The 24,250-nt window shown below is 50.5% G+C and carries 22 protein-coding genes; 15 read left to right on the top strand and 7 right to left on the bottom strand.

What is annotated here, in order from left to right:
- Nucleotides 1-17: 17 nt before the first annotated feature.
- The 5 genes from DZK30_RS13555 to DZK30_RS13535 form a co-directional block, all read right to left on the bottom strand.
- On the bottom strand, nt 18-509 hold the full coding sequence (locus DZK30_RS13555) for a YajQ family cyclic di-GMP-binding protein (protein ID WP_118974649.1): 492 nt from the start codon (nt 507-509) through the stop codon (nt 18-20).
- A 131-nt stretch (nt 510-640) separates the two neighbouring features.
- Nucleotides 641-1,894 carry a methionine adenosyltransferase gene (gene metK, locus DZK30_RS13550; RefSeq protein ID WP_118974648.1) on the bottom strand — a complete coding sequence of 418 codons (1,254 nt, stop codon included), beginning with the start codon at nt 1,892-1,894 and terminating at the stop codon, nt 641-643.
- An 81-nt stretch (nt 1,895-1,975) separates the two neighbouring features.
- Nucleotides 1,976-2,464, bottom strand: coding sequence for a DUF4878 domain-containing protein (locus tag DZK30_RS13545; RefSeq protein ID WP_118974647.1), 489 nt, complete (start codon nt 2,462-2,464; stop codon nt 1,976-1,978).
- Nucleotides 2,465-2,487: 23 nt separating this feature from the next.
- Nucleotides 2,488-3,198, bottom strand: coding sequence for a YiiX/YebB-like N1pC/P60 family cysteine hydrolase (locus DZK30_RS13540; RefSeq protein WP_118974646.1), 711 nt, complete (start codon nt 3,196-3,198; stop codon nt 2,488-2,490).
- Nucleotides 3,199-3,255: 57 nt separating this feature from the next.
- Nucleotides 3,256-3,834, bottom strand: a complete 579-nt coding sequence (locus DZK30_RS13535) for a YqgE/AlgH family protein (protein ID WP_118974645.1) — start codon at nt 3,832-3,834, stop codon at nt 3,256-3,258.
- 172 nt (nt 3,835-4,006) lie between these two features.
- Here DZK30_RS13535 and DZK30_RS13530 point away from each other — a divergent pair, with 172 nt between their 5' ends.
- From DZK30_RS13530 to DZK30_RS13505, 6 genes are all read left to right on the top strand, one after another.
- A complete protein-coding gene (locus DZK30_RS13530; RefSeq protein WP_118974644.1) occupies nt 4,007-5,281 on the top strand; it encodes a sensor histidine kinase in 1,275 nt (424 codons plus the stop codon).
- A gap of 356 nt (nt 5,282-5,637) precedes the next feature.
- The gene (locus tag DZK30_RS13525) at nt 5,638-5,994 is read left to right on the top strand and encodes an ArsR/SmtB family transcription factor (protein WP_118952768.1); all 357 of its coding nucleotides are present in this window, start codon (nt 5,638-5,640) and stop codon (nt 5,992-5,994) included.
- Between the two features lie 474 nt (nt 5,995-6,468).
- Nucleotides 6,469-8,022, top strand: a complete 1,554-nt coding sequence (locus DZK30_RS13520; RefSeq protein WP_118974643.1) for a hypothetical protein — start codon at nt 6,469-6,471, stop codon at nt 8,020-8,022.
- Nucleotides 8,023-8,117: 95 nt separating this feature from the next.
- A complete protein-coding gene (gene mutS, locus DZK30_RS13515) occupies nt 8,118-10,724 on the top strand; it encodes a DNA mismatch repair protein MutS (protein ID WP_118974642.1) in 2,607 nt (868 codons plus the stop codon).
- 174 nt (nt 10,725-10,898) lie between these two features.
- Nucleotides 10,899-12,404, top strand: a complete 1,506-nt coding sequence (locus DZK30_RS13510; protein ID WP_118974641.1) for a carbon-nitrogen hydrolase family protein — start codon at nt 10,899-10,901, stop codon at nt 12,402-12,404.
- Between the two features lie 46 nt (nt 12,405-12,450).
- Nucleotides 12,451-12,762: a Tar ligand binding domain-containing protein gene (locus DZK30_RS13505; RefSeq protein WP_118974640.1), complete on the top strand. Its 312-nt coding sequence runs from the start codon at nt 12,451-12,453 to the stop codon at nt 12,760-12,762.
- A 76-nt stretch (nt 12,763-12,838) separates the two neighbouring features.
- On the opposite strand, the gene DZK30_RS13500 is transcribed toward DZK30_RS13505, so the two are convergent.
- Nucleotides 12,839-13,189: a 4Fe-4S dicluster domain-containing protein gene (locus tag DZK30_RS13500; RefSeq protein ID WP_118974639.1), complete on the bottom strand. Its 351-nt coding sequence runs from the start codon at nt 13,187-13,189 to the stop codon at nt 12,839-12,841.
- Nucleotides 13,190-13,321: 132 nt separating this feature from the next.
- Between DZK30_RS13500 and DZK30_RS13495 the strand changes: the two genes are divergently transcribed.
- From DZK30_RS13495 to apaG, 7 genes are all read left to right on the top strand, one after another.
- Nucleotides 13,322-14,386, top strand: a complete 1,065-nt coding sequence (locus DZK30_RS13495; RefSeq protein WP_118974638.1) for an acyl-CoA reductase — start codon at nt 13,322-13,324, stop codon at nt 14,384-14,386.
- A gap of 286 nt (nt 14,387-14,672) precedes the next feature.
- Nucleotides 14,673-16,151, top strand: a complete 1,479-nt coding sequence (locus DZK30_RS13490; protein ID WP_118974637.1) for a trypsin-like peptidase domain-containing protein — start codon at nt 14,673-14,675, stop codon at nt 16,149-16,151.
- A 148-nt stretch (nt 16,152-16,299) separates the two neighbouring features.
- Entirely contained in the window at nt 16,300-17,400 is a 1,101-nt protein-coding gene (locus DZK30_RS13485; protein ID WP_118974636.1) for an ABC transporter permease, read from the top strand.
- Nucleotides 17,401-17,501: 101 nt separating this feature from the next.
- Complete coding sequence (gene serS, locus DZK30_RS13480) at nt 17,502-18,773, top strand: serine--tRNA ligase (RefSeq protein WP_118974635.1); 1,272 nt, start codon at nt 17,502-17,504, stop codon at nt 18,771-18,773.
- Between the two features lie 54 nt (nt 18,774-18,827).
- Entirely contained in the window at nt 18,828-19,256 is a 429-nt protein-coding gene (locus DZK30_RS13475) for a DUF4293 domain-containing protein (RefSeq protein ID WP_118974634.1), read from the top strand.
- A gap of 117 nt (nt 19,257-19,373) precedes the next feature.
- On the top strand, nt 19,374-19,820 hold the full coding sequence (locus DZK30_RS13470; protein WP_118974633.1) for a regulatory protein RecX: 447 nt from the start codon (nt 19,374-19,376) through the stop codon (nt 19,818-19,820).
- A 95-nt stretch (nt 19,821-19,915) separates the two neighbouring features.
- The gene (gene apaG / locus DZK30_RS13465) at nt 19,916-20,302 is read left to right on the top strand and encodes a Co2+/Mg2+ efflux protein ApaG (protein WP_118974632.1); all 387 of its coding nucleotides are present in this window, start codon (nt 19,916-19,918) and stop codon (nt 20,300-20,302) included.
- Nucleotides 20,303-20,601: 299 nt separating this feature from the next.
- On the opposite strand, the gene DZK30_RS13460 is transcribed toward apaG, so the two are convergent.
- Nucleotides 20,602-21,225: a hypothetical protein gene (locus DZK30_RS13460; protein ID WP_118974631.1), complete on the bottom strand. Its 624-nt coding sequence runs from the start codon at nt 21,223-21,225 to the stop codon at nt 20,602-20,604.
- A 221-nt stretch (nt 21,226-21,446) separates the two neighbouring features.
- On the opposite strand from DZK30_RS13460, the gene DZK30_RS13455 reads away from it, so the two are divergent.
- Together DZK30_RS13455 and DZK30_RS13450 are read left to right on the top strand one after the other, a co-directional pair.
- Complete coding sequence (locus DZK30_RS13455; RefSeq protein ID WP_118974630.1) at nt 21,447-22,196, top strand: LytR/AlgR family response regulator transcription factor; 750 nt, start codon at nt 21,447-21,449, stop codon at nt 22,194-22,196.
- A 12-nt stretch (nt 22,197-22,208) separates the two neighbouring features.
- Nucleotides 22,209-24,140, top strand: a complete 1,932-nt coding sequence (locus DZK30_RS13450) for a histidine kinase (RefSeq protein ID WP_118974629.1) — start codon at nt 22,209-22,211, stop codon at nt 24,138-24,140.
- Nucleotides 24,141-24,250: the final 110 nt, after the last annotated feature.

The following is a 24,250-nucleotide window of genomic DNA, read 5'->3' as shown; positions in this document are numbered from 1 at the left end:
TGGGAAGATTTTCCCCCTCAACTTTTCATATTCACATACTGCAAGGGCATTTCCAGGTTCGCGCCGTTACACAGGCGTATTACTTCCTGCAGGTCGTCGATCTTCTTGCCGGTAACTCGGATAATATCGTCCATAATAGCAGCCTGCACTTTAGCGCCGCTGTCTTTGATCAGCTTCACGATTTTTTTTGCATGGTCTTTATCGATACCATTGCGGATAGCGACTTCCTTGCGTACATATTTGCCCGATGCCTGGAACGGCTTGCTGAAATCAAAGCATTTAGCGTCCAGTCCCTGCTTCAGCGATTTGGAGATGATCACATCTTCTACCTGCTGCAACTTCATATCGCTTTCCACTTCCAGCTTCAGTACCATGGCTTTCTTATCCAGCTCTATTTCCACATGGTTGCCTTTAAAATCGTACCGGCTGGTAATTTCCTTTTTAACGACATTAATGGCATTGTCTAATGTTTGCACATCTACCTTACTGGCAATATCGAATGAGGGCATAAGTTTGTATTTAAGAGGAGCAAAGATACAAAAACAGAACGGAGCCGTCCAAGTAGGCAAGGACAGCTCCGTCAATTATTCCGCCCTGCGGTTTCCGGTGCTTTATAGCTGCAACCGGTCCCGGCCGGTTATTATTTGAGATTGAATGCTTTTTTCACCTTCGGTACGTAGTCCAGTTTTTCCCAGGTGAACAGCTCTACTTTTACTTTTTTCTCTTTACCGTCGGGCGTAGTAAACACCTTGGTCACCACTTCGTTCTTACGGCCCATATGCCCGTAAGAGGCAGTTTCGCTGTAGATGGGATTGCGCAATTTCAGTCGCTGCTCGATGAAATAAGGACGCATATCGAAAATGCCTTCAACGATCTTCGCGATCTCGCCGTCGCTCATATCCACCTTGGAAGAGCCGTAGGTATTGATATAAATACCCATGGGCTGCGCTACACCGATAGCATAGGAAACCTGCACCAGCACTTCGTCGGCAACGCCGGCAGCCACCAGGTTTTTGGCAATATGACGGGTAGCATAAGCCGCAGAGCGGTCCACTTTGGAAGGATCTTTACCGGAAAAAGCGCCACCACCGTGCGCTCCTTTACCACCATAGGTATCCACGATGATCTTGCGGCCGGTAAGACCAGTATCGCCATGTGGTCCGCCGATCACGAACTTACCCGTAGGATTGATATGGTACTGGATCTTATCGTTGAACAGATTTGCAAATTTCTTGTACTTCTTTTTTACGCGGGGGATCAGGATATTAACGATATCCTTCTTGATCTTGTCCAGCATTTTGCCCTCTTCATCAAAATCATCGTGCTGTGTAGACACCACGATCGCGTCGATACGGATGGGCTGGTTGTGATCGTTATACTCGAGCGTCACCTGTGACTTGGCATCAGGGCGAAGGTATTTGATCTGCTTGTTCTCACGGCGCAGTTCAGCGAGCTCGATCAGGATCTTATGCGCAAGGTCAAGTGCCAGGGGCATATAATCTTCTGTTTCGTTTGTAGCATAGCCAAACATCATGCCCTGGTCGCCGGCGCCCTGCTCTTCCTTCTTCTTACGGTCCACACCCTGGTTGATATCGGCCGATTGCTCATGGATGGCAGAGAACACACCGCAGGAGTTGGCCTCAAACATGTATTCGCTCTTGGTATAGCCTATCCTCTTGATCACATCGCGGGCAATGGTTTGTACATCCAGGTAGGCTTTAGACTTTACTTCGCCGGCCAGTACAACCTGACCAGTGGTAACTAGGGTTTCGCAAGCAACTTTCGACTCGGCGTCAAAAGCCAGGAAGTGATCGATTAAGGCATCGGAAATCTGATCTGCAACCTTATCAGGGTGTCCTTCCGAAACGGACTCTGAAGTGAATAAATAAGGCATAATTGGCTAAACAGTTTTTATAAAAAAATTTCTCAAAGGTAGGGGATTGGCAATTAAATACGCAAAAACCCGGAAAACCAGCTAATCTTCCTTATCGCGTATGGTATCTGCCGGAACGCGCTCGACTTCGATAGCTTTTTGCTCTTCTTCGATATAGAGCTCCTCGCCACCGATAAGATCCAGGGTGGAAATATCCACTTTCCATCGTTCGCGGCCTTCGATATCGGTCTGGCGCAGCAGCCGCAACTTGTTGAAGGGAAGTATCTTGGGTTCTGTGGTGTAAGTAATAATTACGGTGCTGTCCGATTCCCGCTTATTATCGGTGATCTTTACCTTAAAGCTTTCTGCTTTTTGCTTTTTTACCGATTCGGGAATGTCTTTGGCAAAGGAAGCCCATATATCCAGCAGCTCCCAGGTATTTTTGGTCGACAGGGATTTGGCCGTCTCGTAGTCCATCTGGACAAAGCTGTTCAGGAACTTTTCGGTAACGGCCTGCGGGGAATTGGTATTCTTGCAGGACCAGATCAATGTTGCCACCAGCAACAGGAGAAGGCTTGTGTACTTTTTCATGATTCAACTTTCGGCATGCGAATTTACTGTATATAACCTATCCGGCAAACAAGGCTTATATCCTTTCGGGAAAAGAGATTGTCTACCGAAACAAAGCTGTACCCCGAAGCCTCTGTAAGCGGAAGGTATTTCTTGTCGCCCGTAGTCTCCTGCAGCGCTTTATAAACAAACTCTGTACAGTAAAGCGCGCTGTCGGTGCTGAGATCAAAATGTGGATCGAAGCGACGCCGCTCCTTGAAATAACGGACGGCAACGGCATACAGCTTTTCTATCTGCGCCGGCCGTAACTGGTAGCGGTAAACGGCATAGCCCAGGTTATCGGCCGGCGTAATGTAGGCATAGAGGGAATCACGGCGCAGCAGCGCGTCGGGATTGGCGGCGCTGCCAATGCAATTGTAGACAAAGGGATAACCGTTTTCAATGAATACGATGCCGGCATGGGAATAGGTCTTATCGCGCGTATTGACCCGCTTGAACAGTGCGCTGATGGCATCGCTGCCCGCGCGGAGCACCAGGTCGCCGTTCCGCACAATGCGGATACAGCTATCGGCCCGTGTGCTGTTCCAGGGGTTTGCAGCCCGGCGGTCGCCTGGCATCACTTCGGCCACCAGCGGCTGCGGATCCAGCTCATTCCTGATCCAGCGGCGATTGTACGCGGCGACAAACAATAGCAGCATCAGGATCAGCAGCCCGGCATGCAACTTACGGTTTTTGTGCTCTGTATTCTGGCTCATGTATGGCTGCAAATATAGGATACCCTGTATTGACGGCAGCAACCCGTATTCTGCAAGCTAATTTAGCTGGGGATGCAGCGGCATATTGGCCAGGAAAGAGAATGCGCTGCCCAATGAGCGGATAGAGTCCTGCCACATTTTTGTCGTTTCGGTTCCGAAAATAATATCATTAAAGCTGTTGGCCACCAGCCAGGCGCCTTCTTTCAGCTCGGCATCAAGCTGGCCCTTGTCCCAGCCCGAGTAGCCGATAAACAGGCGGAGCCGTTCGGCATCCGGCTCATGATGCTCCAGGGTATGTGCCAGATCGGCATAGGAGCCGCCCCAGAATATACCCGGGAGCACTTCGGTACCACCCATCAGCTCCGGCATCCTGTGAATAAGGTGCAGGGTATCGTTGCGCACAGGACCACCCTCGAATATAGGCAGGGAAACATTGTCCAGCTCCGGCAACAGATCGTTGACGCTGCTGGAGGACGGACGGTTGAGCACAAAGCCGATGCTGCCTTCGTCGCCATGCTCACAAAGCAGCACTACTGTACGGGCAAAACCGGGGTCGGTGAGAAAGGGCTCGGCGATCAGCAATTTTCCCGCCGCAGGTTTGATATTGGTCGCTCTGTTTAAGTCGAGTATATCCATTGGAAACGGTTTGGTATTATAAAATTAAAATACCTCGCCTTAAATCCAAGTTCTTCGTTTCATTATTTAGCCACACCCCCATTTCTTAACAAAGTATTGTTTGTTAAAACTAAAAACCAAAACGTTAAGTATAAAGTAATAATCGCCTGCATCCTTTACCTTTGATCGGCCTATGAAAAGAGTTTTCCCCTCCATTGTCATCCTTATCACCCTGTCCTTAGTGGGTCTCATGATGCTGCAAATGTCGTGGATCCAGAATGTGCTCCAGGTTCAGAAACAGAATTACTATCTCGATCTCGACAACGCTTATGTAGGCATTGTAAAAGGGATCAAAGAACGGCTGTCGTCGATGCTGGGCTTCAATCCCAAGACTGCAGCCTGGGAAAGCCGCGACGCTTCCAATTATTTCTGGGAGCAGTTGAACAAGATACCCTCCGATGAGATCAATGAGCTGATCAAGCAGGAGCTCGAAAAAAACGGTATCGACCTTAGCTACGAGTTTGCTATTATGAGCAACGACTGGAACTACAGTTCCATCAAGTCTCCTGGCTACGTCATGGATGTAATGTATGCCAACTCTTTCCACAAGCCGATAACCGCCGATAACCGCTATTTCATTTCCCTCTATATCAATAAGCCTAAAAACTACATTCTGCGCCGCACCTCCTGGATGATCGGCGCTTCCGTATTGTTTACCGTTATTATTATTTCAGCCTTCGCCGTTACCGTGCGTACGGTGTTCCGGCAAAAACAGCTCTCGGAGATCAAGTCGGATTTCATCAACAATATGACGCACGAGTTCAAGACACCGCTGGCTACCATATCGCTGGCTGTAGATGCGCTGGGCAATCCCAAAGTACAGGGCCGTGGCGATCAGATCGACTACTATACGGGTATTATACGTGAGGAAAACAAAAGGATGAACAAGCAGGTGGAAAAAATACTGCAGGCCGCCCAGCTCGACACCAACGACCTGGACCTGAACCTGCAGACGGTGGATGTACACGAGGTAGTAACCAATGCGGCCGCCAACATCATACTTATGGTCGAAGAAAAGCATGGCACGCTGGAGCAGAAGCTGATGGCCAAACGCTGGTTTATCAAGGCGGATGAAGTGCACTTCTCCAACATCATTGCCAACCTGCTGGACAATGCCATCAAATATTCCAAAGACCCTACCCATATTGTGATCGAGACCAGCAACCCTAATTCGAAAACGATGGCAATACGTATCCGGGACAACGGCATTGGTATGTCCAAAGAAACCATCAACCATATTTTCGAGAAGTTTTACCGCGCACATACCGGAAACCTGCACAATGTAAAAGGTTTCGGGCTGGGGCTCAGCTATGTCAAGTCGGTGGTCGACGCGCACCAGGGGAAAATAAAAGTCGACAGCACACCAGGCAAGGGAAGTACATTTACCCTTGAATTTCCCATGACATAAGTCAATAAAATAAATATCTCTTTTTTGCGTTTAACAAGTGAACGTTCATTCAAATTGCCAGGGGCGGCAACAAATATGATGTACATAATCATCTGTTTAACAAATACATAAAAAGACAACAATGTGACATAAGAAAAAATTTTTTCTTTGTTTCCTGCTCGTGATGAAGCCGCTTTCGTTCATATTAACACGACATTAACTGGATTATATATGTCATCGGCCTAAGATATATTAGAAATTCGCTATCTTTGCCCAACACCACCCTATTCTCCTCCATTTATAAACCATAAAAGATTTGCTTATCGGACGAATTCTTACCCAATTTATTTAATCACTTATCTTAAATAGTATATACAATGGAACAAACAGTGTCAGCAAACACTTTGGTAATTCGGAAAGAAGAAGCAAATGAGCCGATTAAGCTGGATTATGTGGCGGTAAAAAGTGCCGCAATGACTTTAAGGGCGATCAATCACAAACTGCGTCAACAAATCATAAAGCTACTGGAAGAAAATAAACGGATGAACGTTACTGACATTTATGTAAAGCTGCGCCTGGAGCAGTCTGTGGCTTCACAGCACCTGGCTATTCTGCGTCGCGCCGATATCGTGATCACAGAACGCGACGGTAAATTTATCCACTATGCGCTCAATCATGCCCGTATTGCTTCCGTAGGTCATTTCGTAAAAGAACTGATCAACTCGGAAAAATAAGGTAGTAGCAATGAAACTGAAGCCCCGCAAGGATTTGCGGGGCTTTTCCATTGAAGCAGAACGATGTATCCGGGGTAAATTACGGTCTCAACCTGAAGCACGGGTGCTGAACCGGAGATAGGTTGTGGATCAGGTTAGGGGTTTTACAGGTCTATGTTCTATTCGTTTTCAAGATAGGGCTTGGTCAAGAATAAGGAACAGGAGTAGATCGTTCAGTTCATAATATGCGGAAATAGGGTTTTCGGGGCTAGTATTGGCTTTAGTGTTATTGCATGGTAAAGGTGCAACTTCCAGCCTGTCCCTGCAATTAAAATATTCCGTTAAATTCAGTAGTCAGAATCCCTGTGATAGCATTAAAATTTACCATAATCAACTCATAATAAGCACCTTGAAACAGATTAAAATCTCCTCTATTTCATTACTCGGAATATTGTATCTTTATTATCGATAATATACCCTTTTAACCACGGTCCTATGGCTGTTGCGGAGACACGGAAAAATGAGCTGCACCAACTGGTCCGTAGCCTGGAAAGCCATGAAAAGGCGTATTACAGGAAAATGACCAAGCGTTACGCCGACCGCAATCAATCCCTGCACCTACGGCTCTTCGACCTGCTGGAAAGCAGCACAGTCAACGATGAGAAGCTGTTCATGCAAAAGATGGGTGTAAAAAGCGCCTCGCATTTTTCCGGTTTAAAAAATCATCTTTGGAACGATGTCCTGTCTTCGCTCGTTTACCAGCGCCGCAACGATCCCCTCATCCAGCTGCAGTTCATCATGCTGGAAGCAGAGACCCTTCTGGCCAAGAACCTGGTCGCTTCTACCGAAAAGCTGATCGATATAGCCTGGGCAACCGCCCTCAAATATGAGCTGTACAGCACGCAGCTGAAGCTGCTCCATCTTTATTATAAAGTACTTCCTTACTACGACTACAAGCATTTTAAAAAGGAAAGCGACCGCCTGCTCATCCTTCAACGGGAGGTGCTGCAACGGCTGCAATGGGAGCAGCAACTCCAGGTGCTGCGCCGCGAGCTCATTACCTTCAAGCAATTTACTTACCTCCGCTGCACACCGGAGCAGCTGGAGCGCATTGCCGCTATCGAAATTGAGCTGGAGCAGCTTCCGCTTCACGAAGATTGTATCCTGCTGCGCATCATGCACCATTTCAACCAATGTGCGGCGGCGCACCTGGCTTATCGCTTTGCCCAATGCGCCCTGCACGTTGAGGCGCTTACACGGCTATGGCAGCAACATCCCCATCATATCGAGCATAGCCCGGCCCTGTTCTTCAATTGCTGCGACTATGTATTTTACAATGCCTTTGCCCTCAAAGATCCTTTGGCTGCCGCTCATTACCTGGACATTTTCGGGGAGCTGGCCCGCACTTTCCTGGACAAAAGAGAAGCGGAACGCTGGGAGATCATGGCCTTTCATACCCGGCTTAAGATCTTTCATAAACAGGCGCGCTATACCGAGGTGGCAGCCCTTATTGCACGCGATACTGCAGACATACTTGCCAAAACCTACCGTGCCCTGCCGCCGGTAATGGGCCTCTCGATCATATGCTCGGTTTGCATTTCCTATTTTGTGCTGGAGCAATACGACAAGGCCGAAGACCTGCTGCTGGACGCCGTAAACATCAACCAGGACCTGCAACGGGAAGATATCCTTTATTTTACCTCGATATTTTATCTGCTTATCCTCCTGGAAAAAAAGTGTTACCTGCAACTCAGCAATGCTATTTCCACCAATTATTTCCGCCTGTACAACAAGAAGAAGCTCCTGCCTTTCGAAAAAGACCTCATGCTGTTCCTGAAGCACCTGGGCAATGCAACGGACGAAAAAGAGCGGCTTCATATTATCCGCGGCTTTATGGGAAAGCTTGAGCATTACCGCAACGACCCGGTAAAGGAGCTTTACTTTCTCTATTTTAACTACTATGGCTGGCTCGAAAGCAAGATAGAGAACATCAGCTATACCAGCTATATTTCCCGGCAGGTCGCCGCCCAGGCCATTGCAGCCACTTAGCCTGCTTCATTCCCCACATTTGAGGATCTGCTGTCAATAACTTTTAGCACCGCTATGCGGAACATTCTGAAATCAAGGTTATTTTTGCCCGGATCATGGCAAAGAAAACTGCAGAAGAAACTCCGTTGATGAAACAGCACCAGGCGATCAAAAGCCGGTACCCCGATGCGGTATTGCTGTTTCGTGTGGGTGATTTTTACGAAACGTTCAAGGAAGACGCGCTTATCGCGTCTAAAGTGCTGGGCATTACCCTTACCAAAAGGGCCAATGGCGCAGCCTCGCATATAGAGCTGGCGGGCTTTCCGCACCATTCGCTCGATACCTACCTGCACAAGCTGGTCAAGGCCGGGCATCGCGTGGCCATATGCGATCAGCTGGAAGACCCCAAAGCGGTAAAAGGTATTGTGAAGCGCGGCGTGACAGAGATCGTGACGCCTGGCGTCGCCGTAAACGACAAACTGCTCGAGAACAAGAGCAATAATTTCCTGGCAGCCGTATACCTCGACGAAAAAGAGAACGGCATTGCTTTTCTCGATATTTCCACCGGTGAATTTTTCGTGGCCCAGGGAAATATGGAATACATGGACAAACTGCTCCAAAGCTTCCAGCCCTCCGAAGTGCTCGTCGGCAAAGGCAAGCAGCGCCTTTTCAGAGAAGCTCTCGATCAGAAATACTATACTTTCCCGCTGGAAGACTGGATATTCCAACATCACTATGGTTACGAGACACTCATGCGCCACTTCGATACGCAGTCGCTGAAGGGCTACGGGATCGAAGAATGGCCCGCCGCAACCATTGCCGCCGGGGCAGCCTTACATTATCTCAAAGACACCGAGCACCCGCATATCCAGCACATCAACTCGATACAGCGTATTACAGCTACAGAGTTCCTGTGGATGGACCGCTTTACCATACGCAACCTGGAGCTGATGCAGAGCCCGGTCGAGAACGGCTATACCCTGCTGCAGGCCATGGACCATACCATTACACCTATGGGCTCCCGCCTGCTCAAACGCTGGATCATTTTCCCGCTGAGCGACAAGACCCAGATCGAGCAAAGACTGGAATGGGTTACCGTATTCATCCGCGAACAGGATGCCGCTGATGAATGCCGCAAGCACCTGAGGCAGATCGGCGATATCGAACGCCTTGCGGCAAAAGTGCCCTTGAAGAAGATCAGTCCGCGCGAGGTGATCCAGTTGGGTCGCAGCCTCAGGCATTGCGCAGCAATCAAGGAGTTGGCAGCGACCATGGACAAGGCCATTGCGCCGCTTACGGCAGGTATCGATCTCTGTACCGATATACAGGATACCATTACCAGCCAGCTGAACGAAGAGGCCCCGGTAGCGATCAATAAAGGCGGCGCCATTAAAGAAGGCGTGCATGAAGAGCTGGATCAGTTGCGGAAGATCGCTTATAGCGGCAAAGAATACCTGTTGCAGATCCAGCAGGCCGAAAGCCAGCGTACCGGCATTCCATCGCTTAAGGTGGCGTTCAACAATGTATTTGGCTATTACCTGGAGGTCACCAATACCCATAAGGACAAGGTCCCCTCCGAGTGGATACGCAAGCAGACACTCGCCAATGCCGAGCGTTACATTACCCCCGAGCTGAAAGAATATGAAGAGAAAATACTCGGCGCCGAAGAAAAGATAGCCAGCCTGGAGCTGCAGATCTACGATGGCCTTGTCGATAAGCTGCAAACCGCCCTGGGTCGTATGCAGCAGAATGCGCAGGCCGTAGCCCGCATCGATTGCCTGCTTTCCTTTGCCCATATCGCCAAAGAATACCAGTACTGCCGCCCCCAGATAAGCGAGGACCAGGTGCTCGACATCATGCTGGGCCGTCACCCGGTGATCGAGCAGCACTTACAGCCCGGCGATACTTATGTGGCCAACGATATCCTGCTCAATAAAGAGGAGCAGCAGGTCATTATCCTTACCGGCCCCAACATGAGTGGTAAGTCGGCCCTGCTGCGCCAGACTGCGCTCATTACACTGATGGCGCATGTGGGCAGCTATGTACCGGCTACTGCGGCGGTGATAGGACTTACCGATAAAATATTTACCCGTGTGGGCGCCTCGGACAATCTGAGCGGTGGCGAGTCTACCTTTATGGTCGAGATGAATGAAACAGCCAGCATTGTCAACAACCTCAGCGCCCGTAGCCTTATCCTGCTCGACGAGATCGGACGAGGCACCAGCACCTACGATGGTATTTCTATTGCCTGGGCGCTGGTAGAGCATATCCACGGCCATCAGCATAAGCCAAAAACACTTTTCGCCACCCATTATCATGAGCTGAACGAGCTGGAGCACAAGCTGCCCCGTGTAAAGAATTACCACATCACTCATAAGGAAACAGGCAATAAAGTGATCTTCCTACGGAAGCTGGAGCCCGGCGGCAGCCGCCATAGCTTTGGTATCCAGGTAGCCCGCATGGCCGGTATGCCCGCTTCGCTTACCGACCGCGCCAACGAGATACTAGCCGTACTGGAAGAGAAACATGCCGACAATGCCCCGGTGGAAAAGATCAAAAAGATGCCGGTACAAAATTTTCAGCTGAATATATTCGATGGTCTTGGCGAAGATCTGCGCCGTATCCAGACGCAGCTGTTTACGGTGGATATCAACACCCTGACCCCCGTGGAGGCGCTGCTCAAGCTGAACGAGCTCAAAGATATCGTGAAGGTGTACCAATAATCTTATTTCCGTAGAGACGCTGCATGCAAAGCGCCTGCCCGTGTATAAACCAGCCCCCGTAGAGACGTTGCATGCAACGTCTCTACGGGGGCTGGTTTAAAATTTCATTTCCCCGAATTCACAGATGCAACCATTATTTCCGAAGTTTGTTGGTAAAGCAAATTCAGGAAAAAGATGGAAGTAACAGTAAGACAATTACAGTCAGACGATTATGCCGGGCTACGCGCCGCTATGATCGAGGCATACGACGGTATTGGCGGCGTATGGCGCGAGGCCAATATCGATAAGCTCCTGGATATTTTCCCCGAAGGTCAGTTTTGCGTTGAAGTGGATGGTAAGGTAGCCGCCTGTGCCTTGTCCATTATTGTGCAATATGAGCTGTTTGGCGACGAACATACCTACGAGGAGATCACCGGCAATTATACTTTCGACACCCATTTCGACGACGGCGATGTGCTGTACGGCATCGAAGTTTTCGTTCATTCTGAGTATCGCCAGCTACGCCTGGCCCGCAGGCTTTACGATGCCCGCAAGGAGCTATGCGAAAACCTGAACCTGCGCGAGATCATGGTCGGCGGCCGTATCCCCAACTATCACCTGTACAGCGAGAGCCTTAGTCCCAAGCAATACATCGAAAAGGTAAAAGCCAAGGAGATATACGATCCGGTGCTTAGCTTTCAGCTATCCAACGATTTCCATGTTGCCAAGGTGCTCACCAATTACCTGCCGGGCGATAAACAGTCGCGCGAATATGCTGTGTTGCTGGAATGGAACAATATTTACTATTCCCGCAAAAAAAATGCCCTTAGCGATAGCATTATCCGTATAGGCCTGGTGCAGTGGCAAATGCGCACTTTTGCCGATATGGATAAATTCTTTGAGCAGGTCGAGTTCTTCGTTGATGTGCTGAGCGAATACAAGTCAGACTTTGCAGTCTTTCCAGAATTCTTCAATTCTCCGTTGCTGGCCGAGTACAACCACCTGAGCGAATATGAAGCCATGCGCGAGCTGGCCAATAAGACGGAGGAGATAAGGAAGAAGATCGCCGAGTATGCGATTGCCTACAATGTCAATATTATCGCCGGCAGCATGCCTGTGGTGGAAGACGGGCACTTGTACAATGTCGCTTACCTGTGCCACCGCAACGGCAAACTGAGCGAATACCGGAAGATCCATATCACACCCAATGAGACCAAGTACTACGGCATTACCGGCGGCGATAAGATCAGCGTGATCAATACCGATTGTGGTAAGATCGGCATTCTTATCTGCTACGATGTAGAATTTCCCGAATTATCCCGCCTGCTGGCTTTACAGGGAATGAAAATCCTTTTTGTCCCCTACCTTACCGATACGCAGAATGCCTATATCAGGGTGCGGCACTGCGCTATGGCCCGGGCCATTGAAAATGAGTGCTTTGTCGCTATCGCCGGCTGCGTGGGCAACCTTCCCGGGGTTAACAATATGGATATTCAATTTGGACAGGCGGCAGTATTCACGCCATCCGATTTTGCGTTTCCTATGAATGCGATCAAAGCCGAGGCAACCCCCAATACCGAGATGACGCTGATCGCCGATGTGGACCTCAATCTGCTAAAGGAGCTGCATCACTATGGATCGGTGCGCACCATGACGGACAGGCGTACAGACCTTTACGAGGTAAAAATGCGAAAAAAATAAGCGTTTAACAGAGCATTACAGAATCAGAGGGTTACCTTTTCGATGAATGGGGTATAAACAGGTAACTCCTCTAAAACTTACAGTAATGAAAAAAATGATGTTAATGATGGCCATCGTTGCCGGGCTCGGTTTTACCGCCTGTAACAATGCAGCCGAGAACAAAAACGATGCGAAAGCCGATTCCGTTGAGAACCAGGCTAAGCAAGCAGCCAGCGATATGAAGGAAAACGCAGCAGCAGCCGGCGACTCCCTCAAATCTGCAGCTAACACCATGGAAGACTCTGCCAAATCCGCTGCCAAAGCTGTAGAAAAAGCCGGCGAGAAAAAAGCAGAAGAGATCAAAGATCAAAAGAAATAAGTGAGCCTGAAAGCAAAAACAAAAACGAGCGGCGCCAGATTACCGGCGCCGCTCTTATTATATTCAGTAGTATCGCTTACTTGTTGTGCAGCTTGCCTTGCTTACCCAAAAGCTCGTCCACGGTTTCGCGGTACATCTCATCAGGGATGCAGCAATCGACCGGGCATACGGCAGCGCACTGCGGCTCTTCATGGAAGCCCTGGCATTCGGTACATTTATCGGGTGTGATGTAATAGGTGTCCACAGCCACCGGATCGTGGGGCGCTGTAGCTGAGGTAACAGAGCCATCCATCAGCGTAAAGTCGCCTTTCACTGTTGTACCGTCGGCGATCTTCCACTCCACACCGCCTTCATAGATCGCCGTATTGGGGCACTCTGGCTCACAGGCGCCGCAGTTAATACACTCGTCAGTTATTTTTATAGCCATAATCTTATTGCTTATTTGTTGCTGTAACCCAGGCAGCAGCCCGGATAGAGATCGCCTGGTTACCTATTGCCGATTAAAAATTGTTTATCCGGCTGCAAAACTACAATTTCGCAGTCAGAAAATTACATTTCTATGTCATTATTGGATGAAAGAATAGCCCTCATGGTGCGCCTGGGAAAATATCTCGCAGATAACAGTGAAGACTGGCAAAATGTTGTAGACCAGGCCCACCGGATGAACGCCTGGTTCACGCCGGAATATAGCCGCCTGGCTGTGGGTAATATTGCAGCCGCTTTTTTGCAGGAAGACAAGCTCAGAGCCTGGCTGGCCGGCTACCCGGTGCTGCAGCATCCTCTTGCTCCGGCCAAAACGGTGGGATTGGTCATGGCGGGCAATATCCCCCTGGTCGGCTTTCACGATTTTCTTTGCGTCTACCTGAGCGGTCACAGGCTCAGAATCAAGCTTTCGTCCAAGGATACAGTACTATGGGAACATATTCTGCGCTTGCTGGGCAACTGGGATCCCCGCTTTGGCGAGCAGGTGGACACCAACGAGATGCTGAAAGGCTGCGATGCTTATATTGCTACCGGCAGCAACAATTCGGCCCGCTATTTTGAGCAATATTTTCAAAAATACCCGCATATTATCCGTAAGAACCGGACCTCGGTAGCAGTGCTCGACGGCACTGAAACCCGGGAACAGCTTGATAGCCTGGCACAGGATGTATGTACCTATTTCGGGCTGGGCTGCCGCAATGTGACCAAGCTCTATGTACCGGAAGGTTATCCTTTTGAAACCCTGCTCCCCGCTTTCGATGCCTTTAAAGAGCACGAGGATCACCATAAATACAAGAACAACTACGATTTCCAACTGGCCATCTACCTGCTAAACAAGGTGCAATACATGAGCAGCGGCAGCTTGCTGCTGGTACCCGGCGATAGTCCCTTTGCGCCCATTGCAGTGCTCCATTACGAATATTATACTGATAAAAGCGTCCTGCTGGCAACATTGGCTGCCGACGACCGGCTGCAATGCATTACGCTCAAAGCAGCCGTAGCCCTGCCAGCGGAACGGCAGAGCGGCGCCTTCGCCGTACCTGCGGTGGAAAGCCGGGCCTTTGGCGACAACCAGCAGCCACAGCTGAACGATTATGCCGACGGTATCGATACGATGGCGTTCCTGGCTTCGTTGTACTGATTGGATACTATTTTGGCTACATCATCCGTTTTAGCTGTGCATCCCAAGAGAGCGGCCAGAGGCCGGTATCGACAATGGCATGAAGACGGGCGCTACCGGTACACAGGCTGCCTGTAACTTTCATTCTTAAAAAACCACAAAAAACAAATCCTTAACTACACTGTATCTCAAAGCAATGTATTTTTGATATCGTCTAAAAAGTTAAAATTTCTCTTATTCCAATTTATGGTAAAACTCTACGTTTAAATAAGCATCTAATTACCTATTAAAACAAGAGAGCAGAACTATGAAGAAGATAATTGTTCCGGTAGTCGTTACCGCAGCGGTAACTTCCCTGCTGACCATGTGGGGTTTCAGCCAACTTTCCGACAAAAAACTTTTCCTTTCCGGCAACAACGATATTCCTATCCATTACGCGTCCAATACCGGCATGGCGGCAACGCAGCCGGTGGATTTTTCACCGGCTGCAGAATCTTCGGTTAAATCGGTGGTGCATGTAAAAACCCTGACCCAAGGGAAAACCGTGCTGGCCCAGGATCCATTCGGATTCTACGGACCACAGCAATACCGCATGCCCGACCAGATGGGCGCTGGTTCGGGCGTCATCATTTCGGCTGACGGCTATGTGATCACCAATAACCACGTAGTGCAGGGCGCCGACCAGGTGCAGGTGACTTTCAATGATCGCAATACACAGATCGCCAAAGTAGTAGGCACCGATCCCGGTACCGATATCGCAGTGTTGAAAATCGACGGCAGCAACCTGCCTTACATGGAGCTGGGTAACTCAGACAATGTGAAGCTGGGTCAATGGGTGCTGGCAGTAGGCTATCCGCTCAACCTGGATGCCACCGTTACTGCTGGTATCGTGAGCGCCAAGGGCCGCGCCATAGGCCTCAATGCCGCCCGGGCCAAGAGCAGCGCCGTGGAATCGTATATCCAGACCGACGCCGCCGTAAACCCCGGTAACAGCGGTGGTGCGCTGGTCAATACACAAGGTCAGCTGATCGGTATCAATGCAGCGATAGCATCGCCTACCGGTAGCTACGCCGGTTATTCCTACGCCATTCCATCGAACCTGGCCCAAAAAGTGGCGAATGATATCATCAAATTTGGTTCGGTACAACGCGGCTTCCTGGGTCTTACACTCGTGGACCTGAATCAGATGACCGAAAAGTCGGCCGAGCAATATGGCCTTAGCAGCGGCGCTTTCCGTGATGCAAAAGGCGTAGTGGTGCAAGGTACCATGCCCAACAGCGGCGCGGCAGCAGCCGGCTTAAAACGCGGCGATATCATTACCTCTATCAATGGTGCGGCCGTATCCAGTGCCAACCAGCTGACCGAGCAGGTAGCCCGTTTCCATCCCGGCGACAAGATCAGTGTAGGCTATCTGCGCAGCGGCACCCCGGCCAGCGTTTCCGTAGAGCTGCGCAATATGTCCGGTGCCAACAGCGTAGGTAAAGGCAGCACATTGGTTTATTCCGGTGCTACCTTACGTAGTCTCACTGATATGGAAGCCAGCAATATGGGCCTTGATGGTGGTGTAATGGTCACCGATATCGCCAATGGCAGCGCTGCCAGGCGGGCCAATATCCAGAAAGGTTTCGTGATCATGAGCGTCAACGACGAGGCCGTCAACAATCTTACAGACTTCCAGAGCGCTGTATCCCAGGCCAACGATGGCGTTCAGGTGGGTGGCATGTATCCCGGCAGAAGGGGTATGTACTACTATGGGCTGAACGACAACAATAGTAGCAGCTATTAAATACCAGCCGCATTATAAGCGAATTCAATGAACAAAGCCGTCCGGAGTTTTCCGGGCGGCTTTTATCTTTTTCCCGTCCACGACAGATAAGGGTCTTCCCCGAACAAAGGAAGATACTTATCTTGCAGACTTCACAAGCAGAAGCCCTTTGGAAGACAACCCTTCGATATACCGGAAGCTACGCCGCAACAAGCCGGCCCTCGTAGCGCTGTGCTTTATCCTGCTAACTGTGCTGCTGGCCTTATTTGCATATCCCTTGTCGCCCGACAGCACGCCCCTGGCCAATAACATGGTGGTGGAGATCAGCGCCAGACCCTCAGGCTACCGGCAACAGTTTCTGCTGGTACCCAAGCAACGGGTCCCGCAACAACCTGGTTGGTTTGATGGGCTGCTTAATGGCCGGCCATCGGCCTATGCCTATGTCCCGGTCAATGGTTATTTTATTTCCGGCGACACCTTAAAAGTCAGGCATCGTGTAGATATGGCGCTGGAAGACACGCTGAGCTACCCGCTCAGTCGCCTGGGCCTGCCGGCCGGCCAGGCGCCGGAACACTGGATCGACAAGCACCGGATAAGGGAGCAGCGGTTTCTGCTGGGTACAGACCGTTATGGCAGGGATATCCTCTCCCGCCTGCTTATCGGCGCAAGGGTCAGCATTACCGTGGGTATTGTATCGGTGCTGCTGTCGCTCAGTATCGGTCTCCTGCTGGGCTCCCTGGCCGGCTGGTATGGCGGTGCGATCGACAATGCCATCATGTACCTGATCAATATCCTGTGGTCGATCCCCACCCTGCTTTTGGTTTTCGCTATCACGCTCACGATCGGTAAAGGTTTCTGGGAGATTTTCATTGCGATAGGCCTCACCTCCTGGGTGAGCGCAGCCAGGCTGATCCGCGGGCAGGTGATGCAGCTAAAGGAAATGGATTTTATCACAGCAGCCAAGGCGCTGGGCTTCAGGGACAGCCGTATCATCTTCCGGCATATTCTTCCCAATATCGCCGGCCCGGTTATGGTGGTCGCTGCCGCCAATTTTGCCACAGCGATCCTGGTCGAGGCAGGGCTCAGCTTCCTGGGGGTGGGTGTACAGCCGCCGACGCCTTCCTGGGGCCTCATGATCAAGGAGCATTATAATTTCCTGATCGCCGGTCATCCGATGCCGGCACTTATACCCGGCATGGCCATCATGGCCCTGGTGCTGGCTTTCAATATATTGGGCAATGGCCTCAGGGATGCCATTGATGTACGATGAGCCTATTCCCTCCCATTTTCCTTAGTGTTATGGCCTACCCTAATCCCGAATCCTTTATTTTTGCAACTGTATATTATCAACCTTTATATTAACTTGATTTAATGTTACCCATACAACTCTTCCGGCAGGACAAAGCCTTGATTCTGGCCGGACTAAAAAAGAAACATTTTAAAGAAGTGCATCTCGTCGATGAGATCATTGCCCTGGACGAAGAAAAAAGACAGATACAGCAGCAAAGCGAAGCGCTCTCTGCCGCTTCCAATGCGGCTTCCAAAAGCATAGGCCAATTGATTGCCGCGGGTAAGAAAGAGGAAGCTGAGCAGAAAAAGCAGGAAGTGACACAGCATCGCGAAGAGGCCAAAGAGCTGGCCAACCGGCTGGCGGAGGCCGAACACCACCTGCATCAACTGCTTATCAGCCTGCCCAATCTTCCCCATGCTTCCGTACCCGAAGGCCGTACGCCCGAAGAAAACGAAGTGGTACGGCAGGGAGGCCAGATGCCGGTGCTCCATTCCGAAGCCAAACCGCATTGGGACCTGGCCCATCAATACAACCTGATCGATTTTGAGCTGGGCACCCGCATTACCGGTAGCGGCTTCCCGGTGTACATCAATAAAGGCGCACGCCTACAGCGGGCGTTGATCCAGTATTTCCTGGACTATAACACGGCCGCAGGCTATACCGAATACCAGGTGCCGCACCTGGTCAACGAAGACAGCGCTTACGGCACCGGTCAACTGCCGGACAAGGAGGGGCAGATGTATCATGTGACAGAAGATAAATTTTTCCTGATCCCCACTTCCGAAGTGCCGTTGACCAATATTTACCGCGACGAGATACTGAGAGAAGAGCAGCTGCCGTTGCGCCTGACGGCTTATACACCCTGTTTCCGCAGGGAAGCCGGCTCTTACGGCAAGGATGTGCGCGGCCTCAACCGCCTGCACCAGTTTGACAAGGTTGAGATTGTGCAGATCGCCCACCCCGAGCGGTCATACGAATCCCTGGAGCAAATGGTGGGGCATGTAGAACAGCTATTGCAAAACCTTGAGCTGCCTTATCGCATTCTGCGCCTGTGCGGCGGTGATATGAGCTTTACGGCTGCCATCACCTACGATTTTGAAGTCTACAGTGCCGCCCAGCAACGCTGGCTGGAAGTAAGCTCCGTATCTAATTTTGAAGCTTATCAAACTACCCGGATGAAAATCCGTTATAAAGACGAGCAAGGCAAGACCCAGCAGGCGCATTCCCTCAACGGCAGCTCATTGGCACTGCCCCGTATTATGGCCTGCCTGCTGGAGAACAATCAGACAACAGAGGGAATCCAATTGCCTGCTGTTCTGGGCCCTTATCTCAACGATACGCTGATAAGCTGATCCAACACCTGCTGTGCATAATGCCCGGCATATTGTCCACTTTAAACGAACACTATGATACAACGCATTCAATCGCTATGGCTGTTGCTGGCAGCTATCGTTATGGCCACCATTTTCTATTTTCCCACTTATGTCATCACCGGTACTACCACTGCTCAGAACCGGACCGTAGGCAACGACCCGCTGGCGATCATACTGGCGGTGCTCAGCATTATACTCAGTTTGGTAGTCCTCTTCCGCTTCAAGAACCGGAAGAGCCAGCTGAGTCTTACCTGGATCAATATACTGGCCTGTGTGGGCCTCCAGGCCTGGTTGTTCATCGGCATCAACAATTTTCGCAACACGCCGGAAATGGCCGCTTTGCCGGGACACTACTGGGTAGGCACTTTCCTGCCCCTCGTAACCCTGCTGCTTCTGTTCATGGCCAGGGCGGGTATCAGGAAGGATGAAAAGCTGGTCAAATCGTTGGATCGCCTGCGCTAAGCCTGACGGTGGGCATTGATAATCGCAATAAAGCTATAGAGCAGTGCAGGGCCGCAGCGCCGGCGCTGCTCTTCCTTTTTAATCTTATCTTTAAACCAAACGACATTTTATTCTTCTATGAACCTTGACCTGAGCGCTATTCGCCACTATTGCGCCTACCAGGAACGTTGCCACAGCGAAGTACGGCACAAATTGCTGGAACTGGGGTTCCGCGGCGCAACGTTGGAGGAAGCCATGGCCGCGCTGATCGCCGACGATTTTTTAAACGAAGAACGGTTTGCACGGTCTTATAGTGGTGGAAAATTCAGGGTAAGGCAGTGGGGCCGGCGTAAGATCGAACAGGCCCTTAAACAAAAACAGGTGTCGGCGTATTGTATCCGGAAGGGATTGCAGGAAATTGATCCCGGCGATTACTACCACACCCTGCAGCAGTTGGCCGATAAGAAGTGGCAGGAGCTGAAAAGCGAAAAAATGCCCTGGATACGAAAACAGAAAGTACTTCGTTATTTATTACAAAAGGGCTATGAGGCGGATCTGGTCTCAGGGGTATTGCAGGAGCGCTGACACACAAAAAGTGCATAAATAGCGCAGCGCTGATACCGGAAATTCGATACTTTTACATAGCGTATACAAAATGAAGCCCGCAAAGGTTTATAGATATGATACAGCAAGTAACAGAAGGGGTGAGTATAACAGTAGAGACGTTTTATCAGCCGGAGCAAAGCAACCCTTTCAATTCCGATTACCTGTTTGCTTACAGGATCACCATTGAGAACTTCTCGTCCGTTCCGGTAAAGCTGTTGCGACGTCACTGGCATATACTGGATTCCAACGGCAATCACAGGCAGGTAGAAGGAGAAGGCGTGGTGGGCACGCAGCCCATTCTGGAGCCCGGAGCATCGTACCAATATGTGTCGGCTTCCAGCCTGCGCAGCGATATGGGCAAGATGTATGGCAGCTACCAGATGGAGAACCTGTACAACAAAAAGCTTTTTACGGTAGCGATCCCCGAGTTTGAGCTGGTCGCTCCCTTTAAAATGAACTAAGCAGATAGAAGAAGCCAGGCGAAAAGCCTGGCTCTTTTTTGTTTTGCATGGTTGATCAACTTTCATGATTCTATCACGGACAATAACCGCTCCGCCAGGACCTCGCTGAACAGCGGGAGGCAGAACCCCTGATAAAATCACCCTGCGGCCCTGGGGCCGGGATGGATAACCAGTCCATAACCACGACAAACATAAGCCGGCATCGTTCCTTTGCGAAAGGGAAATGCAGATCCGCAAGGCGCCGGCCCCTAAGCGCTATTCCTTTTTCAAAATCCGCCGACACAATGAAGCCATGTGATCTAGTGTCCGGGTACCGCCCTCGTAGTATCCCCCGCCTTGCCGGTAAAGACTAATTCACCATATCGCTCCCTTCCCGGCGAAGCTGCCGCCTGGTCGCCTGACTTTACGATCAGGGCTAAAGTATGGATGATCTGCCGGGGATCCCTGGCCATTTGTATGGAATAGCTCCTCATGCCGGCAGGGCTCTTATGTAATGCGGCCGCCTGCCGGGCCACGTAAGCGAAGTACGCCCCGATCACGCTATAATCCAGACCGCTGATCGGGGCCGCGCGTTCAAGTGCTGCCCGCTGCTCCAGGTTATTCCGGAATGACGCTGCTTCTTCCGACGCAGAACCACTGTTCAGATCGATCCTCATTCGTTTAAAATGTTCCGGGCTGGCCGGATCCACATAAGTAAGCTGCACCGATCCCGCTATATTGGAATAATACCGGGCGTCAGCAGGCAGGAATTGAATATCTGCGACCAGGATACCAGGACCGATGTACTTACCGATCTTCGCCGGCAGTGTAGCCAGCTGCCTTTTGTCGGAAAGGTCGACGCCCTTGTCGCTACGGCACGCACCAAGCGCCAGCCCAAGGCAGAGCAGCAAAATGACCGGCGCATATTGACCTGTTGCTTTCATGTTTACTTTTTTAGATAAAAGGGTTGGGAGAATAGGATACCGGCACCAATATTTTACCCAACATACAAATTTGCCGGTGCAAAATGTAAATCCGCGAAAGAAGGAGTGCAATCCGCTTGTATATCAGGCTTGTAAATCGTTTAGAAAAAGTGAAATAATTCCCAACGGAAATAAAGCATGGGGCTTTGCTTCTATATTTGTTCTTTTAAACCAGGGAATATATGCTGCGTGTATTGATTGTAGACGACGAGCCGATCATCAGGAAAGACCTGGAATCGTTGCTGAAACCATACACGGACTTCATCGTGGTGGGGACCTGCGGCTCGGTAGTCGAGGCCAAAATACTGATCAATGCAACCCAGCCCGACCTGCTGCTCCTGGATATCCAACTGAGCGATGGCACCGGCTTCGACCTGTTGCAGTCGCTTGAAAAGATCAGCTTTCATACGGTATTCATTACGGCCTTCAACGAATACGCGATCAAAGCCATCAAGTACGGCGCCCTGGACTACCTGCTCAAGCCAATTGATGAGCCCGAGCTTAAAGAAGCGCTGGAAAAGGTGAAAGCCAGCCGGCAGGAAGCCCGTGACGTAAAGGAAAGCCTCGAAGTGGCGCGCGCACACCTGGGCAATAGCGAGAACATGGCTAACCGAAGCCGCATCGTTTTGCGTTCCCAGTATTTTCTGCAGGTAGTCGCCTTTGATGAGATCGTTTATTGTCAGAATGATGGCGGCTATACCCATTTCCACCTGATCGACAAACGTAAGATCGTCGTCAGCAAGTCGATCAAGGAGTACGACGAACTGTTGCCGCGGCAGCTGTTCCTGCGTCCGCATCAATCTTACCTTGTCAATGTCAGCTTCATCGACCGTTTTCATAAAGAAGGCTACCTGATCCTGAAGGGCGGCCAGGAGATACCGGTTTCCACCCGGAAGAAAGAGCATGTTATTTCTTTCCTGACTGGTAGCTAAATTTACGCTGTCATGAAGAAAAAACCTTTCCCATCCTATTGCGCTTCCGGGATTTTACTGCTTTTCAGCTTATTCCTGTTACCAGCCTGCACGGGGGAAAAAGACGATACTCATAAGCTTCCCGATCTTTCCGTGTCGGAGGAAGAGCAATTGTACCGTGCTTATGTAGATTCGGCCCTTTCCCATAACAGCGCTGCCTTCCTCGACCGGCTCGACAGCACGATGCCCGCCCGGTTCCGGGACGACTACCGTATCATCGGCTACCGGCAATTCCTGCAAGGGTACAAGGCTTATAAAAAAGGGAAGAAAGCGGCCGCCGCACAGCTGTTCAACCGCATGCTGCATTATGCCCGCGTGGATACGGCACGGGACTACGACCTGATCACCCTGAAGCAATCGGCGCTCGTACGGCTACAGATGGACAGCAGCGTAGGTGCAGGCACTTTTGCCTTGCTGGTCCCTATTATGCAGCTTAACGAAAGGCCGGGGTATCAGTCCCGTTACCGCTGGTGGACCTATAACCTGGCTGCTGAAGTATCGTTCCGCGCCGACGATCCCAACCGGGCCGAACAGTTCCTCGAGATTTCCCAACAGACCTTTGCCGATACAGGCGACTATAGCGTCCGTGGGCAGTTTATGTCGCAACAGTCGCGCATTGCCGGCGCACAAAAGGATTTCAGGAAAGCCTTACTTTATGAGGACAGTGCTTATGCCCTGGCAAAAAAAGCCGGCGACCAGCAGATGATGGCCATAAGCATAGCAGCCCAGGGCGTGCTGTACATCCGCATGGGCAACCGGGAAAAAGGATATGCCTTACAGAACCAGGCTTTTGAGCTGAAGAAGAAACTCCAGACGGCCGACCTGCCGCAGGAATACCTCAACATGTCCTATTCCCGCTTCGACGAAAGGGACTATGCCGGCGCGCTAAAATATGCCCGGGAAGCACAGGCGATCGCAGAGCAAAAGAACGATGAAGAAGCCAAATTCCGTACGTATGAAGAGCTGGCCAAAATACACCGTGCGCTGCAGGACTACGATTCGGCTTTTACCTACCTGATCATGACCTTTAATTCCAGCGAACAATTATCGGCGATGCAGAAGCGGGAAGAGCTGGCTGCGCTCGATCTCAACTATTCCCTGAAACAGCAACAGCACCGCGCACAGGAGCTGACACTTAAAAATGAATCGCAGGCCACCATTCTCAAACAGCAACGGATCCTGATCTTTGCTTTCGGATTTTCCCTCATCGTATCTGTACTGCTTGCCTATGCCTTTATCCGGCAGCGAAAATTGCAGGCCGCCAATGAGAGCATGGAGCTGGAGCAACGCCTGCTGCGCAGCCAGATGGACCCGCATTTCATCTTTAATACACTGTCTTCCCTGCAGGGCTTTATACGCAATGATGAAAAAGACAAGTCGATCCGGTACCTCAATCAGTTTGCCCGTCTGCTACGCGTAAGCCTTGAAAACTCAAGAGAATCCTTTGTGTCGCTGCAAAAAGAAGTAGATGGCCTAAAAAACTACCTGAGCCTGCAATACATGCGTTTCGAAAACCTATTCGACTATCACATCGGCCTTTATGAAGGCTATGACGAGGACGATATCCTTATCCCGCCTATGCTGATCCAGCCCTTTGTGGAAAATGCGATACAGCATGGCATTCAAAACCTGTCTGACAAAGGGCACATCGATGTTACCATTGATCGCATCGATGGCACATTGCGCTGCACCATCGAAGACAATGGCAACGGCATGCAACCCAAAACGGCCAGTTCGGGCAAGCAGTCTCTTTCCACATATATTACCAGGGAGCGACTGGAGCTGCTTAGCAAGAATACCGGTAAAAAAGCCGATCTCCGCATTATCGACAAAACGACGGAAGGGAAGGGCAAAGGTATCCTGGTGATCATGGATATTCCCTATCTGCCTTCCGGAAAGGTATAGGCCCGGCAGCGAAAAATATCCTCCGGGACAGGTGTGTCAATAATGGTAAATGTGTATCTTCAGGATACCAAAACTGCTACCATCATTCTATAAGAGATAAGTGCACCTTC

The organism is Taibaiella koreensis, from assembly GCF_003545715.1.
GTDB lineage: Bacteria > Bacteroidota > Bacteroidia > Chitinophagales > Chitinophagaceae > Taibaiella > Taibaiella koreensis.
This window is presented reverse-complemented; position numbering and strand designations above follow the sequence as displayed.

What these genes read in the sequence shown, in the direction of transcription:
- DZK30_RS13555 (WP_118974649.1), bottom strand. Translation starts at nt 509, where the DNA reads ATGCCCTCATTCGATATTGCCAGTAAGGTAGATGTGCAAACATTAGAC.
- metK (WP_118974648.1), bottom strand. Translation starts at nt 1,894, where the DNA reads ATGCCTTATTTATTCACTTCAGAGTCCGTTTCGGAAGGACACCCTGAT.
- DZK30_RS13545 (WP_118974647.1), bottom strand. Translation starts at nt 2,464, where the DNA reads ATGAAAAAGTACACAAGCCTTCTCCTGTTGCTGGTGGCAACATTGATC.
- DZK30_RS13540 (WP_118974646.1), bottom strand. Translation starts at nt 3,198, where the DNA reads ATGAGCCAGAATACAGAGCACAAAAACCGTAAGTTGCATGCCGGGCTG.
- DZK30_RS13535 (WP_118974645.1), bottom strand. Translation starts at nt 3,834, where the DNA reads ATGGATATACTCGACTTAAACAGAGCGACCAATATCAAACCTGCGGCG.
- DZK30_RS13530 (WP_118974644.1), top strand. Translation starts at nt 4,007, where the DNA reads ATGAAAAGAGTTTTCCCCTCCATTGTCATCCTTATCACCCTGTCCTTA.
- DZK30_RS13525 (WP_118952768.1), top strand. Translation starts at nt 5,638, where the DNA reads ATGGAACAAACAGTGTCAGCAAACACTTTGGTAATTCGGAAAGAAGAA.
- DZK30_RS13520 (WP_118974643.1), top strand. Translation starts at nt 6,469, where the DNA reads ATGGCTGTTGCGGAGACACGGAAAAATGAGCTGCACCAACTGGTCCGT.
- mutS (WP_118974642.1), top strand. Translation starts at nt 8,118, where the DNA reads ATGGCAAAGAAAACTGCAGAAGAAACTCCGTTGATGAAACAGCACCAG.
- DZK30_RS13510 (WP_118974641.1), top strand. Translation starts at nt 10,899, where the DNA reads ATGGAAGTAACAGTAAGACAATTACAGTCAGACGATTATGCCGGGCTA.
- DZK30_RS13505 (WP_118974640.1), top strand. Translation starts at nt 12,451, where the DNA reads ATGGGGTATAAACAGGTAACTCCTCTAAAACTTACAGTAATGAAAAAA.
- DZK30_RS13500 (WP_118974639.1), bottom strand. Translation starts at nt 13,189, where the DNA reads ATGGCTATAAAAATAACTGACGAGTGTATTAACTGCGGCGCCTGTGAG.
- DZK30_RS13495 (WP_118974638.1), top strand. Translation starts at nt 13,322, where the DNA reads ATGTCATTATTGGATGAAAGAATAGCCCTCATGGTGCGCCTGGGAAAA.
- DZK30_RS13490 (WP_118974637.1), top strand. Translation starts at nt 14,673, where the DNA reads ATGAAGAAGATAATTGTTCCGGTAGTCGTTACCGCAGCGGTAACTTCC.
- serS (WP_118974635.1), top strand. Translation starts at nt 17,502, where the DNA reads ATGTTACCCATACAACTCTTCCGGCAGGACAAAGCCTTGATTCTGGCC.
- DZK30_RS13475 (WP_118974634.1), top strand. Translation starts at nt 18,828, where the DNA reads ATGATACAACGCATTCAATCGCTATGGCTGTTGCTGGCAGCTATCGTT.
- DZK30_RS13470 (WP_118974633.1), top strand. Translation starts at nt 19,374, where the DNA reads ATGAACCTTGACCTGAGCGCTATTCGCCACTATTGCGCCTACCAGGAA.
- apaG (WP_118974632.1), top strand. Translation starts at nt 19,916, where the DNA reads ATGATACAGCAAGTAACAGAAGGGGTGAGTATAACAGTAGAGACGTTT.
- DZK30_RS13460 (WP_118974631.1), bottom strand. Translation starts at nt 21,225, where the DNA reads ATGAAAGCAACAGGTCAATATGCGCCGGTCATTTTGCTGCTCTGCCTT.
- DZK30_RS13455 (WP_118974630.1), top strand. Translation starts at nt 21,447, where the DNA reads ATGCTGCGTGTATTGATTGTAGACGACGAGCCGATCATCAGGAAAGAC.
- DZK30_RS13450 (WP_118974629.1), top strand. Translation starts at nt 22,209, where the DNA reads ATGAAGAAAAAACCTTTCCCATCCTATTGCGCTTCCGGGATTTTACTG.